The sequence below is a fragment of the Mesorhizobium sp. C416B genome, assembly GCF_030323165.1.
In the GTDB taxonomy this organism is placed as follows: Bacteria; Pseudomonadota; Alphaproteobacteria; order Rhizobiales; family Rhizobiaceae; genus Mesorhizobium.
Window position 1 is genome coordinate 2,851,933 of the sequence record NZ_CP100471.1, and the last position, 16,054, is coordinate 2,867,986.

14 protein-coding genes are annotated in these 16,054 nt (G+C 54.9%); all 14 read left to right on the plus strand.

Going from position 1 to position 16,054, the window contains the following annotated elements:
• Window positions 1-101 precede the first annotated feature (101 nt).
• Complete coding sequence (locus tag NLY43_RS13965; protein WP_245269860.1) at window positions 102-1,748, plus strand: RecQ family ATP-dependent DNA helicase; 1,647 nt, start codon at window positions 102-104, stop codon at window positions 1,746-1,748.
• Between the two features lie 154 nt (window positions 1,749-1,902).
• Window positions 1,903-2,163: a hypothetical protein gene (locus NLY43_RS13970; protein WP_127218519.1), complete on the plus strand. Its 261-nt coding sequence runs from the start codon at window positions 1,903-1,905 to the stop codon at window positions 2,161-2,163.
• On the plus strand, window positions 2,163-2,495 hold the full coding sequence (gene hxsD / locus NLY43_RS13975) for a His-Xaa-Ser system protein HxsD (RefSeq protein ID WP_023712893.1): 333 nt from the start codon (window positions 2,163-2,165) through the stop codon (window positions 2,493-2,495). The genes NLY43_RS13970 and hxsD overlap by 1 nt, the downstream gene beginning before the upstream one ends.
• A complete protein-coding gene (hxsB, locus tag NLY43_RS13980) occupies window positions 2,488-3,945 on the plus strand; it encodes a His-Xaa-Ser system radical SAM maturase HxsB (RefSeq protein WP_023712892.1) in 1,458 nt (485 codons plus the stop codon). The genes hxsD and hxsB overlap by 8 nt, the downstream gene beginning before the upstream one ends.
• A 1-nt stretch (window position 3,946) precedes the next feature.
• Complete coding sequence (hxsC, locus tag NLY43_RS13985; protein WP_023712891.1) at window positions 3,947-5,110, plus strand: His-Xaa-Ser system radical SAM maturase HxsC; 1,164 nt, start codon at window positions 3,947-3,949, stop codon at window positions 5,108-5,110.
• 46 nt (window positions 5,111-5,156) lie between these two features.
• Entirely contained in the window at window positions 5,157-6,548 is a 1,392-nt protein-coding gene (locus NLY43_RS13990) for a hypothetical protein (protein WP_023713774.1), read from the plus strand.
• A 184-nt stretch (window positions 6,549-6,732) separates the two neighbouring features.
• Window positions 6,733-7,320, plus strand: a complete 588-nt coding sequence (locus tag NLY43_RS13995; protein ID WP_031199754.1) for a KwaA family protein — start codon at window positions 6,733-6,735, stop codon at window positions 7,318-7,320.
• Window positions 7,313-8,230 carry a Kiwa anti-phage protein KwaB-like domain-containing protein gene (locus NLY43_RS14000; protein ID WP_023712888.1) on the plus strand — a complete coding sequence of 306 codons (918 nt, stop codon included), beginning with the start codon at window positions 7,313-7,315 and terminating at the stop codon, window positions 8,228-8,230. The genes NLY43_RS13995 and NLY43_RS14000 overlap by 8 nt, the downstream gene beginning before the upstream one ends.
• 135 nt (window positions 8,231-8,365) lie before the next feature.
• Complete coding sequence (locus tag NLY43_RS14005) at window positions 8,366-9,130, plus strand: hypothetical protein (RefSeq protein ID WP_023712887.1); 765 nt, start codon at window positions 8,366-8,368, stop codon at window positions 9,128-9,130.
• 180 nt (window positions 9,131-9,310) lie between these two features.
• On the plus strand, window positions 9,311-9,895 hold the full coding sequence (locus tag NLY43_RS14010; RefSeq protein WP_286460938.1) for a recombinase family protein: 585 nt from the start codon (window positions 9,311-9,313) through the stop codon (window positions 9,893-9,895).
• A 43-nt stretch (window positions 9,896-9,938) separates the two neighbouring features.
• Window positions 9,939-11,018 carry a hypothetical protein gene (locus tag NLY43_RS14015; protein WP_156935597.1) on the plus strand — a complete coding sequence of 360 codons (1,080 nt, stop codon included), beginning with the start codon at window positions 9,939-9,941 and terminating at the stop codon, window positions 11,016-11,018.
• 918 nt (window positions 11,019-11,936) lie between these two features.
• Complete coding sequence (locus tag NLY43_RS14020) at window positions 11,937-12,713, plus strand: hypothetical protein (RefSeq protein WP_023712884.1); 777 nt, start codon at window positions 11,937-11,939, stop codon at window positions 12,711-12,713.
• A gap of 273 nt (window positions 12,714-12,986) precedes the next feature.
• Entirely contained in the window at window positions 12,987-14,606 is a 1,620-nt protein-coding gene (locus NLY43_RS14025) for a gluzincin family metallopeptidase (RefSeq protein ID WP_156935598.1), read from the plus strand.
• Window positions 14,606-15,961 carry a ComEC/Rec2 family competence protein gene (locus NLY43_RS14030; RefSeq protein WP_023712881.1) on the plus strand — a complete coding sequence of 452 codons (1,356 nt, stop codon included), beginning with the start codon at window positions 14,606-14,608 and terminating at the stop codon, window positions 15,959-15,961. The genes NLY43_RS14025 and NLY43_RS14030 overlap by 1 nt, the downstream gene beginning before the upstream one ends.
• The last annotated feature ends 93 nt before the right edge of the window (window positions 15,962-16,054 follow it).

Here is a 16,054-nt window from a genome sequence, read left to right on the forward strand (position 1 = left end):
GCAACTCGGACTGTCGCCTGCCACAAATCGCAAATCGTAGTTGAAAAGAGCATGTTCTGAGCGCACCGTCGGATAGTTGGTCCCTTACGCGACAGCAGGTCCTGCAACGGGACGGTTATCGGTGTGTCTCCTGCAGCACCCAGCTCAAATCGACGAGTGCAGACATTCACCACCTGCTCCCCCGCTCGATGGGTGGAAGCGACGAAATGTCGAACTTGGTCTCGCTCTGCGACGGCTGTCACGCGCGCCATCACCCAAACTTGGCCGGTGGTCTCGCAAGACGGGCGATCGAGAGATGGGCCGTGAGGCTCGCGAGATGGCTGGACCGGGAAGGAGTGGTGACCGAAGCCACAGGTAACTTTGGACCTGCTCTACGCCTGTTTGGGCTGCAGCGATTTCGTCACGGTCAGTTGCCGATCATACTGGCAGCGCTATCTGGAAAATCCGTGCTGGTCGTCAGCCCTACGGGTTCCGGCAAAACGCTGTGTTTTCAGCTCCCCGCGGTGCTCCGACGCGGAGTTGCCCTCGTTGTTTCTCCCTTGAAGGCGCTGATGTCCGAACAGGTGTCCGACCTTCTGGCCAAGAAAATACCGGCAACGTTCATCAACAGTGATCTGAGCCGTGAGGAGAAGGAGACCCGCTTTTCTCTCCTTGCCCTGAAGGCCATCAAGCTCCTCTACGTAGCGCCGGAGCGCTTCTTCGTTCGCAGCGATGCGGAGCGCAGCCAACTCAAGCGCAGCGAGCCGTCCTTTCTGATCATCGACGAGGCCCATTGCGTGGACCGCTGGGGCGAGGACTTTCGACCTGAGTATGGTCGGCTACGCGAAGTGCGCGAAAAGCTGGGTGCTCCCCCAGTCTTGGCATTCACAGCTACCGCCGGAAAGGAAATGCAGGACCGAATTCTCGCGTCGCTTGGCATTCCGGATGCAACGGTGTTCGTCCGCGATGTGGATAGGCCAAACATCGCAATGTTGCGACTGCATTGCCGATCTGAACGGCGGGCGCAAGAAATAGCATCCATGCTGGCGCTGCCCCAGTTGAAGGGGCAGAAGGCGATGGTTTTCGTCCCTACGGTGAAAGTGGGTGACGAACTGCGGACTGCTATGTCGGCGATGGGGTTGGACATCCCATTCTATCATTCAAAGCTGGGAACCGCATGGGAGCGGCAGGAACTCGTCAAGCGCTTCTTGGGGCAGAGCCGCCCAGTGGTCGATCAGATTGTGTGCACCAACGCCTTTGGCATGGGCCTCGACGTTCCTAACGTGCGGCTGGTGGTGCACTGGCAACAATCAGCATCTGTTGAAGACCTGTTGCAGGAGTTTGGCCGCGCTGGAAGAGATGGGAAGCCGTCGGTCTCGGTCATGTTCCACGACGGTAAGGGCAGAGGTGATACGGGACGCCTCAAATTCATGGCCGAGATGACTGTCTCGAATGCACCGGGGGATGAACACCAAAGAGCAGTCATGCTGGAGCAGCGGAACCGGAACATCGATCAAGTGGCCGGGATGCTCCGCTCGACTTCTTGTTTCCGAAAGTCGATTCGCAACTATTTCGGCGACAGCGAGGGACGGCACAGACTGAGCCTTGCAGAGCGGATCCTCGAATGGGTTTTTGGAACACGTGCGCCGCCAACCTACCACACTGCTTGCTGCGATAGCTGCGACTCCACAACAATCAAAAAGCACGGCGCGATAGCTTATGTTGCGCGGGTCATGGGCGGTGAATTCCCGCGTTTAGGGCGAAAATGACAATCGATTGTGCTCAAAAGACGGAACCCCGTCATCACCACAATACAGTATTTGGTCCGAACATTTAGTGATCTCTTAAGCACTTCTCCACAATCGGTACTTGCCCGGCTTGGCCCGTTTTGCTAATGAGTCCCTACAAACGGGGGTTTGGATAATGTCGAAGCGCAATTTCCTGTCACCAATGGCCTTGTCGGCCACGATGATTCTCGGCGGCCAAGTTCAGGCTGCAGTTCTTGTCGAATCGGCAAATCAGCCTTCGGCCAAGCTCGCTGAAGCTGGCACTGTCCCGGCGGACCTCGGCTACGGTGAGGTGCTCGACCGCTCAAATGGTACCGACGTTATCATGGCGTACCACACCAGCCATTCGAGCCATGCTAGTCACGGGTCTCACTGCTCTGGCTACAGCTATTGTTGATGGCGGACACTTCTCGCGAGAGCGAGCTCGTCCAGACTGCCCAAGTCAAGTTTGATCTGTCAGTCTTCAGCCTCGACTGTGTGAAGCGCGCAGCGTATCGGGTAACCGGCAACGCTGCGGTTGAGATCACGATCGAAGGCGGCTTCGCAGTATGCACGATCAACTTCAGCAAGGCGGCCGCGCGAACTTCGGCCGACGCAGCGGTAGAAAGGCTGCGGCTAGAGGTCTTGGATCAGGACCTCCGTAGCAGCATCGCCGCCGAAACCGCCACGGTTAGAAACGCGATACTGGCGCTGGCGTTTTCCAGATCGGGCCTCCAGTCCGATGACTAAGTTTGCTCCGGCAACTGAGTTCCAACGACCGTTGGACGACACATATCAGCTCGCGTACTTCCGTTTTTCCCAGCTGGACGACGAGCGGTATGTGCTGACCAACCAAGCGGGCGAATATCTGGTATTGCCGCGCGCCGTGCTGGCTTCGTTTGTCAAGCACGAGCTTCCCAGCACACACCCTGCCTACTCCCGCCTGCGCAGCAGGCAGTTTCTCTTTGATGCATCCTCCAATATCGGCAAGGAGCTGCTGGCGCTGAAGGTTCGGACCAAGGCAAAAAGGCTGGAGAACTTCACATCGCTTCACATAATGGTCGTATCGCTGCGTTGCGAGCACTCCTGCCCCTACTGTCAGGTATCTCGCCAAAGCGAAGATCGTTCAGCCTTTGATATGTCAGAGGAGACTGCCGAGAAGGCGTTGGCGCTCATTTTCCAGTCTCCAAGTCCGGCTATCAAGATCGAGTTCCAAGGCGGGGAGCCGCTTCTGAATTTCCCGTTGATCCAACACGTTGTGCATCGGGCTGAAGCGATCAACAAGGTCGCCGGGCGGTCGCTGCAATTCGTTATCACGACGAATCTCGCTGTCGTTACAGACGAAATCTTGGAGTTTTGCCGCGAGCACAGCGTCCTAATTTCTACGTCGCTTGATGGTCCGGCCACTCTTCACAATGCCAATCGACCGCGCCCGGGAAAGAACAGCTACGAATTGGCTGTGGCAGGTATCGGCAAGGCCAGACTGGCTCTCGGCCATGAACGCGTCAGCGCACTTATGACGACGACCAAAGCCAGCCTTCCACTGGTGCGCGAGATCATTGACGAATACGTGCGGCTAGATTTCCCCGGAATATTCCTTCGGCCGCTTTCCCCTTACGGCTTCGCGGTCAAGACGAAATCGTATGCTGCCTATGACGTGGACCACTGGCTCGACTTCTACTTCGACGGGCTGAATTACATCCTTGAACTGAATCGGAACGGTATTCCTTGCAAGGAGTTTTACGCTGCCACCATCCTTACAAAGATGCTCACGCCTTTCGAGCCGGGATATGTGGACCTGATGAGCCCGGCAGGCATCGGTATCTCCGCCGTTGTCTATAACTATGACGCCAGCGTCTACGCATCCGACGAAGCGCGCATGTTGGCTGAGATGGGCGACAAGACATTTCTGCTCGGGAACGTCCACCAAAACACGTACGCGGAGATTTTCGGGTCTGACGCTCTCCTCGATCCTATTGAGCAGTCCTTTGCCGGGTCCGCTCCGATGTGCGCCGAATGCGCCTACGAGCCTTTTTGTGGGTCTGATCCCGTATTCCACACTGCAACGCAGGGCGACTTTGTTGGCCTCAAAACGCGTTCGGGATTCTGCAATCGCAACATGTCGATCTTCAAGAGGCTGATCGACCTTATGGAGAGGGACGTCACCGCCCGAGAACTCTTTCTAAGTTGGGCGAATTAGGATGTTGCGACTGAGTGGCTTCGCTGCGTCAGCAAGCGTCGGTGATTTCTCACAGCGAGTGGCACTTAGACTCGTGACGGGCCAAGCTGATCAAGCGCCTAACCCAGAACATGATGCGTATCTTTTCAAGGGGCAGGCGTTTCGTTCTGAATGCCAGTGGGTTGTCACCTTTGAGGAGCATCGGCCGGAGGCTGAGCGACTGTTTTCAGACCGACGACTAGTCGTTCTGCCCCACGAGTTCGACTACCTCAGCGAGGGAGACGTTATCCGCTTTGTGCCGGATCGGAAGGCAGTGCGTGTCCTGTTCAGAAAGGATGCCAACGCGAACTATTTCCTCGTAACGGAGCGGTGCAACCACCTGTGCTTGATGTGCTCCCAGCCACCCAAAGACGTTGACGATCGCTGGTTGGCGCGGGAGATTTTGGATGTGCTGCCCTTGCTGCCCGCAACGACCCCGTTTCTCGGGATCACTGGCGGTGAGCCGACACTGGTGGGTGAGGACTTTTTTGACATTTTGTCCTCGGCTCGTGACCACCTTCCTTCTACGCCAGTTCATATTCTTTCCAATGGCCGGACATTTAAGGACAAGGCCTTCTCGCATCGCTATCAAGCAATCGGACATCCTCGTCTTTCCGTTGGCATACCGATCTACTCAGCGGACCCGGAAGTGCACGATTATGTCGTTCAATCCAAAGGCGCTTTCGATGAGACCATCCGCGGGATCATGAACCTGAAGTCCGTCGGGGCTGAGGTTGAGATACGAGTTGTCGTTCACAAGCAGACCTACGAAGGGCTCGCGGACCTGTCCGATTTCATTTTTAGGAACCTGACCTTTGTCGATCACGTGACGTTCATGGGCCTTGAGATCACTGGGTTCACGCGGGCAAACATGGATAAGCTCTGGATGGATCCGTACGACTATAGGAACGAACTCCGGGCGGCCGTGCAGTATCTGGCTGCTGCTAGGATCAATGTTTCGGTCTACAATCACCAGCTTTGCCTTCTTGACGGGTCGATCCATCAGTACGCAAAGCGGTCGATCAGCGATTGGAAAAATGAATATGTAGACGAGTGCAAAAAGTGCTCGAAACGAGCCTCGTGTGGCGGCTTCTTTTCATCGAGCAGCCTAGCACGAAGCTCGCACATTTCGGCGTACCACCAATAAATGCAAAATTCTCCCGCAACGCGATTCCGAAGCTAGGAAGCTCACGATGGCTTCGGCCTCAGTTTACATCTTGAATGTTCGACCTGATCGTCGGGAGACCTTATTAAATTCGAAGCAAGGCTGGTTTAACGGCCCGCAGGCCGCTGAGCCGGTCCCAACATTCAACCACAGCAGGCGCGCCCCACTTGTTGTGCTTGCCTCTTTCGATGATGGACGGCTTACCCATGTCGGCGATGCTCGCAAAGGCGCGTCGGCTGGAACCCGACTAGTGCGCCTCAACATGCTTTCTTTGGACGCACTCGCACACCCCATTTCGTTTGACCGCATTGTCGGCAGCGTTCCGAAGAAATTTCGGGGTCCACTCAAGAGGGTCATCGAAAATGGTGGCGTACTGCCGCCGAAGACGCTCAAGGCGGTCGTCGATGTGCTATCGCAGATGGACCCAGCATTGGGGACCAAACTTATCCGGATGTCAGCGAGCCGCGCACAACTTATTGCGGAGCTAGGCGAACGTGAGAGGGAAAATCTTGCGATTCAGAAAGAGACCCTTTCGGCAGCCTTAGAAATTGCCGGTGTGGGAACTCATGACGTCTTGGACTGGAGCCCTGTAGCCACTAGCGAGAGAACTTCCTTTCTCGAGGGCCTTCCGGGCGCTCAAGTCCGTGAGGATGTAATGCTTCACGCTGACCTTATGAGCCTTCCCGGATTTAACGCTATTCTCGAAGCCCCCCATATCGCTTCGCGCACATTCCAATCCGATACAAATTCATCCGTTCGCGTGACCATTGTCATGGCCAATCGCCTTCCGCTGGAACAGCAGACGGGGGCCGATCTCATTTATTTCAACGAGAAATACCGCTCGTTCGTGATGGTCCAATACAAGGCCCTAGAGAAGCGCGACGAAGAGCTCGAATTTCGGTGGCTGGATGGCGATCAGTTCTCGGGAGAGATAGAACGGATGGACCAGCTTCTGGATGAGATCGCGAAAATCGAGGCCGATAAAGACCCAGACGGTTTCCGGTTCAGCAGCAACCCATTCTTTTTGAAATTTTGCTCGCGCATTGTTTTCAACCCAGATGACCGAGGTATGTTTCCGGGCTTGTATCTGCCACATGGGCTCTGGAAGGTTCTGGCAGCAAGCGAACGGCTCAAAGGACCGCGGGGCGGGAATGTCCTCACATATAGCAATGTCGGCCGCAGACTTAGCGGAACGGAATTTGTGTCGCTCGTGGCCGGTTCGTGGGTAGGTACCACAATCACCCAGTCGGCAGCGCTAGAAGCTCTGATCCGGTCCGTCATAGAAAGCGGCCGGACAGTGACCTTCGCAGTGAAGCGAGACCAACCACCAGACCCCGTTCCCGTCCCCGACATCTTGCCAGTCCTCGATCAGGGCGAAGAACTCACGCCTGAGCAAGTGCTTGTAAGAGTCTCGAATTGACCCAAGCTTTCTTCCACACGCTGTCTAAGGCTCAAAGACTCCTCCAGTAGACGTGCGTTTCCATCTGACCTAGTTTGTGCGACGAAATCGACTATACGAAACCTAGTACGGCGAGCATCGGCAGACTTCGATCGTTGTTATCTGTGGACAGCCCTCGCGGATATTGTCGATTGGGGGAAATTGGTTGAGCGCAAAAAGTGTGAACAGTGAGGGGCTCGGTCTCGTCCGATTTGTTTTGGTCTGGTCTAGTTTGAGCCCGGTTTTCCTACTGTGGGCCGTGCGAGGTGTTGCTCCCATTTCTGATTCAGTCTGGGTTCCCGCATGTGCCTTTCTATTTATACTTCCAACGGCTATTATCTTTTTAATATTTCGCCGTGCAAAAGCAAATCGTAACGAGAAAACCATATCGGTGTCATCATCTCGCGACCAACGCGAGCATCTATTAACTTACCTCTTCGCCATGCTTATACCTTTGTTTCAGGCAAGCCTCTCTGGTGTACGGGAGATTGTCGCGATGTCTATTGCCTTCCTATTCATCATGTTTCTGTTTTGGCATATGCGCCTCCACTACATGAATCTGATATTTGCGCTATGGGGTTATCGGATATTCACGGTAGAGGCACGAAGCGGAACGACCCAGAAAGATCGGGAAAGCGAACGGCTGGTGACCTATGCGGTTATTTCCCGCAGGCATTATCTGGTCGATGGTGAACCTCTGACGGGATACCGCCTTGGCGGCCATGTACTTGTAGACAGGGAACGCGATGATTGACGCAGAGTTTAACGGCGGCGCAATCGACACAATCAACTTTGGAGTTTGCTTGCGCAGCAATGGAAACATGTACTTTGTTCCGACCGACGTTGGCACGAAGGACGCTTTGCGGGCAATTTACCGGGATACGGTCGCTGCCTTTGGAGGAATCCAGACGGACTGGGAGGCCTACGACATTTCCGAGGATTATGGTGCGCGTAGACGGATTTACGCAAACAGGGCAAGTGAGTTCATGGCTGATTTATCGGCCATCTTCGATGCGGGCGCGCTTGATGATATTGCCAACCTCCAACATCACACCGGCGACATAGATTATTATTTCGCGGAATTCACGGACGACCAGAACCGCCGAGCCGTCGGGATTAGAAAGGCCACGCGATTCAAGGGCACGATAAAGGCTCGCAACCGTCTAGTCCGGCTTGTTGACGACACGCTGGTTCTGATCGAGGAGGACGTATTGCGCCTCGATCAAGAGTTCGACCTGATCGTTACAGATGCTCACGTCTACATCCTAAACGTTAACCCGATGGAGCACCTCGCAAATATCGTTGCTAACGTTGCCGCAACCGCAGCCGCGAAGGTCCAAGTAATCCATGACACGATCACATTTCTGGACCTGTCGAGGATCAGAGACCAAATAGGTGGACATCCACGGGTAGCTAGGCAGGCTGCGTCGGTTGCCGCAAACCCCAATCTGGCGGCATTTCAACGGGCACCGATAGAAGCGTTGGCCGCGCAGCACGGTATCAAATTCAGGGAGCTGGAGGATGGCCGTCTTCAGTGCAGGGTGCAGGATCACGCCAAGCTCATTGAGCTGCTCGATGCCCGCCGTTACCATCTCGATCTGGCTGGCAATGGCGGCGATCCTTACCGGGCGTCCGGTCGCCAGAAGGTGTCTGCCGCAGAATAACTCGCGACGCTTTCAGGCTGCCAGTCTAGCAGTCTCTCCGGGTAGCTCCTTTTTGCACATCAAGTCGTCGCTTGGGTTAGAAATACCTCCTGAACGAGTTGATCTCGTTGCAGGATCCAACTTGGTTTGAATGCCATGCCCCACGACAGGCCGTTTCATCGTAATTATCGAGCCATCAAAGATGGCCCCAACGCGGGCTATAGCGGATGGGGGTACATTCGCGACAAGGACTACGCCAAGTCACCGACGCACTACGTTAGGGCGTTCAGTATCATACAGTCAGACCTGCAGCGCATCTTTGAATACATCGAGCCGAGCCCCGAGAGCGAGAAGACATATTCTTATCGTATTCATGAATTGCTTATGAGAACGTGTATCGAGATCGAGGCAAACTTCAAAGCAATTCTTCATGAGAATACATATACGTCGAAATCTGGCAATTCATGTTATAATATGACGGTTTACAAGAAGCTCAACGCGACTCATCGACTTTCGTCCTACGATGTCATCCTTCCTATTTGGAATGGACCCCGCAAAGTGTGGAAGCCGTTTGCAGCGTGGACTGGGAGCGGTGGGCTTCCTTGGTATCAAGCCTACAACTCCAGCAAGCATGATAGGCATGAGGAATTCAAAAAAGCCAATATGGAAAGCTTGATTTCGGCTGTCGCCGGGCTTCTGATCGTGCTGTCATCACAGTTTGGGACAGAGGATTTTTCTTCTGGAAGCGAAGGGATAGTCATCTCAGGACAGGCCTATCATGAGATGCAGCCTGCGATCGGTTCGCTCTTTCGCATCAAGTTCCCGGATGACTGGCCGGACGCGGAAAAATACGATTTCGATTGGAGCGTCCTTTCTCAACAGGCCAATAGGTTCCAGAGGTTCGACTATAATAGTATTTGAGAGAATTAAAAACTCGTCCCTCCACCACTGGAGTTCAACGCGGCGGGGTCGCTCAGCCGAAGCATCAGGGTATACCCCTACGTGACGTAACCGAGCGCTGACACGTCGGCGTAACATCTGGGTTGACATCGACTATTTGTGACAAGGTAGCCTCGAGCCTAAACCTCGAGGTGACAGGCCATGGCTCGCATTGGTTACGCTCGCGTCAGCACTATTGATCAAGATCTCGAAACGCAAATCGCCAAACTGAAGGCCGAAGGGTGCGGCATCATCCGATCGGAGAAGGTCTCTGGGGCCAGCCGCGATGGCCGGGCCGAACTGGCGACCATCATCGACTTTCTACGGCCGGGGGATGAACTGGTCGTGACCAGGCTGGACCGGCTCGGCCGCGACACCCGCGACGTCCTCAACCTGATTTACGAGTGTGAGCAACGAGGAGCATTTGTCACCGTGCTCGACCCTCATGTCTCGACCCGTGGCGAGATGGGCCACATTGTCCTGACCGTTCTTGGCATGGTCGCCCAGATGGAACGGCGGTTCATCAAGGAGCGGCAGCGTGATGGTATCGAAAAGGCCAAAGCATCAGGTGTCTATAAGGGTGGCCAGCAGCGCTTAGACCACAACCATGTGATCCAACTCCACAGTGACGGCCTCAAACCGACTGAAATTGCGAAGGCTGTTGGCTGTTCTCGAATGCAGGTTTATCGAATTTTAGACGGGAGGGCTAAGCTTCAACATGAACCCACCGACAGCGCGGTCTGTTGACTTTGGAGCCGCCTCGGCTCTTAAATAACGCAATCAATTTTTCATGGCCGCCGATATAGGTGAGCAATTGTCTGCTTCAAACAGTTCAAACATTTCGGAGGGCCGTTGGAAAGAAGTTTTTTTATGGATCTATAGCAGAATTTGGAAGATTGCTTTTGGCGCGCTCTCGCTTCTCATCGTTTTCTGGATAGATCCATTTGGCACGAAACACACTGGCATCGAAACAGACGCGGCAAACTCTTGGAATTCAGCAATAAAAAAACTAGGGATTCAGCCCTTATATCCGCCGCAGGAGAATTTTCGAGTTGGTGACATTTGGATAGTGGCCTCCGCAGCCCCTACTGGAGGTGGAAGAAAGACAAAGCCGCTTGAAGTTAAGACCCTCCAAGATCATGCATTTCGCGTGGGCCACATTGATCTCTCCGAAGAGATAAAAATCAACTCTAACATGCCATCATTTTCTTCAACGGTTGTAGCCGCAGACGGAACCATGAAAGCAGAGTTGATCCCCGCCACTGATACCTCTACTCCTTCAATCAATCTGACTATGATATCATACCCAGGCCTTCACATTGCTACGAAAACTGAGATTAAGACGTCGTTTCTCGAAGGACTTTTCAACTCGTCTCGCCACGACGACCAAATAGAGGATGTTTCTATTCCTATTGCGGAAACCTATGGCACGCCTTCACTCGAGGCTATCGAAGCATTGGAAAAGTGGTGCTCAGCACAAGACACTGCGAAATTTTGCGTCGATGACAATGCCCGGCATATCTTTGCGTCTGCAGTCAGCCCTGCAATTCTGTCGAAGGAGAATGGAAAATACACAACGCAGCTGAAAGTTGTACTGGTCAATAGGGTATACATGACTCGCCAGCTCAACGTCACAAGGACTTGGAACGTGACTACCGACATTGCCCAAGGGGCGGTGCCGAAGGGATCGACCAAGCAGCCAGATGAGCAGCATGGCACTCAGGCCGAGATTGACATTGCCTCAACGTCAGCATCATATTCTGACGGACTTGAAACACGCATAGAGACCAAGGAAAAATTCCCACGCCCCCTCGTCTTTGGCTTTAAATCTATCAGTTTCATACTTCCGCCCAAGCCAAAACCAAAGTGAGTGATCAAAATGAAGGCAGTCCGATATCTTGCTTTATTCTGCTCATTTGCGGTGCCTGGCTTCGCTTTCGCTCAGGACGGTCCAACGGTAACTGTGCCGCCAATAGTGGTGGAACAGCCAATAGTGTTGGGAACTGCGCCGTCGCCACCTCCCGTGGCGCCAGAATGCTATGTTCCACCTTGCCTCGGCCTTGATCCCGGCGAGCCTGATGGGGTGGAAGGGGTCGGGATTGGATCCCCTCATCAGTATGATGAGGGGCTGGAAGGGGTCGGAAACCACGCTCTCGATTTCGAAGGCCCGGGCAGCGCGGTTGAACAATTTTGATTAAATCGGAACGTTCGCAAACCTTTTCGTTGCATGTTCACAGAGTCGCCAACTAGCTGGGCGCGCCCTCCGAGCAGCGCCAAGTCTAAACGATTTTGGTCGATGGACATGTCTTACCTCCGCAAGTGGCAAAGACCGAGTATAGACCGAAAGACGCCCGACTACCCCACGAGAAGTTAAGGCACCTGGCAGCAGCGGCATCGAACGGAACGGGTCCCCGGGCAGTGTTCGCCCCTGGTTCCCGGGACAACGACATCACCCGTCGCGCCTTCGCACTGCGGCCATTGGATGACCGAAATTGGCTGGAATTCGACGGTCCGCTTTTGGTGCTAGTTGGCCATTTTACCTCGTCTCCGCGCCTTTGACCATGGCGCGCGCGACTTTGCCGACGGAAGACGTCTAAGATTTTGTGCTGACCGTCGCCCAAGTCGATGCCGATTATAGCACAGGATCTGTTGTTCATGGATAGTCAATATGATGTAAATTGGCGACCCGACCAAATCCAAGATATTGTGCGGCGCACCGATTGAGTTTTGTTGCACTTTGGCTCAAGATGAAGCTTCGCTGCGCCACTTTAATAAAGGCGGTTCTGCAATGGCTCTGGTAAAAAAGACGCTCTGGGTAGTCGACATTAAGACCGAAGCAGCGGAGAAAATGTTCGCCAAGCACGCCTTGGCTGTTTCAGCGACGGCCGTCTGCATTCGCACCTCAAGTAGTCGTCTCCAGGGTGCAATAGACAGGTTTCACAAGATCGGGATGGAGGTGTATGGGTGGCGGTGGCCGTCGGCCCTCCAGTCGGCGGCCCTCGCTGAGGCCAATAAAGTAGCGCAGAACCTTATACCCGCAGGATTGGACGGCTATATCGTCGATCCGGAGTCGGATGGGCCTGGAAGCAATGACTGGAATAATCCGAAAAAGGATCTAGGCCCTCTCGCCACGCAGTTTTGTAACACGATTAGGAAGGCGGCTGGCAAGAACTTCGTCTTCGGAACGACTTCCGGCTGCGCCTATCCATCCGCGGGCGGTAAGCCACACATACCGTTTAAGGAATTCTTCGCCGCAAGCGACATCCTACTTCCGCAGACATACTGGCGATGGACACACTTCGACCCGAACAAGAAAAAAGACGTTGTCGGGGGGATCAACGGTGGAACTCCGGCGAAATCCATCAAGCGCGGCGTCCAAGCCTGGAAGCCCAAAGCTGGGTCGAAGATGATCGTGCCCATGGCAGGCGAAGTGGACGTCGTTACGCCGCAAGAGATAGCTGACTACGGTGCCGAGTTGGCCAAACTCGGCGTTACCGAAGGCCATTTCTATACGGACAACGGCAAAATTCCAGTGCCTGTGCTGGCCGCTATAAAAGCCTTGTAACTTGGAGGCCTAGCCTCAGCGGGTGTAGCCCAAGATATTGGTAACTACGCCTGATTGAGTGCCGTTTAGATTGGGCACCAGCCGCCAATACGATGCGTAGTTTCAGGGATCAGAACCATGTCTGCTAGCACGCCGTCTAACCCAATTCCGTTTCCAGCCCGGCGCCCGTTAAAAGTCTATGCATTTGATCCGAGCCTAGGGCATATGCTGGGCAACCATCTCAGCTTGATGGTAGCCTATGAGCCTCTGCTGCCCGGACCCGTCGGAGCGAGCTTGGCGGTAATAGACTATGATGGTCATGCCAAGGCCTACTATGCGCCGGTCGATCTCGACGATAGCGCGATCCTCTTGCGGGGCGGACTTGACCCTACTGAATCCGACCCGAGGTTTCACCAGCAGATGGTCTATGCCGTTGCCTCTGAGACGCTGGAACGCTTCGAGGTCGCGCTTGGACGCAAGATCCATTGGCACCGAGCCAAACATGGTCCTAACTGCCTGAATCTACACCCCCACGCGATGCTCGAGGCAAATGCGTATTACAGCCGGGAGGTCCATGGAATCCTGTTCGGATATTTCCCCGCTCGCCCAACTGCCGACGGCGATTTCCTTCCGAAGCAAACCGTTTTCACATGTTTGTCGCATGATATCATCGCGCACGAAGTGACCCACGCCGTTATCGACGGCATCCGTGAGCATTTTACAGAGCCGACGAACATCGATGTGACCGCTTTTCATGAAGCGTTCGCGGATCTCGCGGCGTTGTTTCGTCACTTTTCGCACCAGGACGCGCTTCTCGATACACTCCAGCGAACCGGCGGTCGCTTGTATGCCCCGAGCCTGGCTGCCGACGCACAGCGCCCAGGGTCGCACGCCAATATCGGCGCTGAGATCACCTCGGACAATCCGCTTGTCGAACTCGCACGTCAGTTCGGCCAGGTCTCAGGCCATAGCGGCGGCCTGAGAAGCGCGCTCGACCGCAAATCGAACGCGAATGACATCCGTACCGTCACCGAACCGCATGCACGTGGGGCAATCCTTGTCGCGGCCATGTTCGACGCATTCTTCACCACATACGTCAGTCGTACCGCCGATCTGTTCAAAGTGTTCCGCGCCGGCGGAGGCCGCCCCGAAACTGACGATCTGCCGGGCCCTCTCGCGCAACTGCTTGCCGAACGGGCCTCCAAGACCGCCGATATGTTCTTCATGATCTGCGCCCGCGCACTGGATTACTGCCCTCCCGTGGACATCACGTTTGGTGACTTCCTGCGCGCGCTCATTACCGCCGACTCTGACCTTTATCCGGTAGATGCTCATGAAGTGCGCGATGCGATCATGCAGGCGTTCAGGCGCCGCGGAATTGTCCCGGAAGGCGCTCTTTATTTTTCGGAAGAGTCACTCCGTTGGCCCGTGGCGTCAGACGCTTTACCTGCTGTCACCGGACTAGTGTTTGGCGACCCAAACGGTCTCTCGCGTGAGGAAAAGGACATCAACGGGCCATTGCTTCGCAGATATGCGAATACCAACGCCAAATTGCTCGGTTTCAACCCAGAACACGGCGAGATTGGGGTACCGTCCTTTCATCCAATGTTCCGCTTGGGCGAGGACGGCGTCCTAAGAATAGACATGGTTGTCGAACTCATTCAAACGCGAGAGATAGCGTTCGACAAGGCCGGTCCGGAGCTCGGTACATTCGAGGTGCACGCCGGCGTGACGCTTATGATCGCAAGCCAGGCGCTCAGTGACGGCAACCGGCCAGATCCGATCGTGCGCTACGTCATTCCTCGATACGTTGACGATGAACGTGTCCAGCGCCAGCGCACTGCCTATGCCGCCGGCGCCTATATGACCAAGGATCACCGTATCGACTTCAGCCTCGTTCATGGAGCGCTATAATGGCCAGGCGATCGAACAAGAAAACCAGCGCGACCGCCTTGGTGGGCGGTGACGCGGGCATACGTGTTCGCATGTATCGGGTTGGATTTGGCGACTTCTTTCTGCTGACGCTACGCGCGAAAGACGGGGCGCCGGTACATATTCTGATCGATTGCGGAGTTCACGCAAAACCTACAAACAGCATTGATAGAGCCATCCAACAACTTGAGATTGATACCGGCGGCGAACTTGCGCTGATCGTCATGACCCACCGGCATGCCGACCACATATCGGGATTTGATTCTGGCAGCAAAATCTTCGCGAAATTCAAGGTCGGGCGCGTCTGGATGCCTTGGTTTGAAAACCGGGCGGACCCCGCAGCGATCGGCTTTCAGGCCAGGATCACTGCACTGGCGCAAAGGCTTCAGCTAGCGCTTGCCGCGCGCAGCACGCCGGGTGATGAGCAATATCAGAGCATGGCGAGTAACATCACAGGTGGAATGGCTGCGACAGGTGGTGGCTCGTCGAATGAACGAGCCCTTGCGGTCCTTCACAGCGGCTTTGCCGGGGCGAAGACGCCTGTGGACTACTACGGATCAGGTGACGTTCCAAAGCTCCCGGATGCTCTCGCGGCGATCGGCCTGCAGGCAAAGATGCTCGGGCCACCGAGAGATACAGATCTTGTCAAACAGATGGACAATAGGAACCATCAGTACCTCGTGGCTCTCGATACGCTGATGGAAGGCGCTTCGGAACACGCAGGGGCAGTGTTTGACTCCCGTTTTGGAGGCTCGGCGGACAACTATAATCCCAGCGTATTCGGTGCCGGTGGGCCGTTAGAGCTGCAGAAGGCTCTCGGATCAATGCAACCTGACATGTTGCACGCGGCGGCCGCCCAGGCCGACAACACGCTCAACAACCAGAGCCTTGTCATCCTCTTCAACTACAACGGCAAGTCCATGCTGTTCGCAGGCGACGCGCAGTGGGGGAATTGGTCTAATTTTCTGTTCGGTGGTGCTCTGGGAACTCCGGGCCACACAGGTCTGACTCAAACAGCCAAAGACATCCTTGCGAGTATCGATTTCTATAAAGTCGGCCATCATGGTAGCACCAACGCGACGCCGATTGACGCCCTTGAGGCGATGAAGAACGGCGTTGTTGCAATGTGCTCGACGGCCGAACATGCCTATGGCAGCGAAGAAAACAAAAGCGAGGTTCCGCGCAAACCTTTGATGGCTGCACTGGACGCCAAGACCAACCATCAGCTTGCAAGAAGCGATCAAGTGGATGTGGACGGCGCGCCGGCGATCGCAACACCTCTTGGCCCCCCATTCGCAACGCCAACCAACGACCTGTTCATTGACTACGCCTTTTGACCGGGGAACAAGGCGAGTGGTCTCCCTCGAGATGTACCAGAGGCGAGCTATTCAAAATGGGGAAACGGCAAACCGCGGCAATTCACTGCTGAC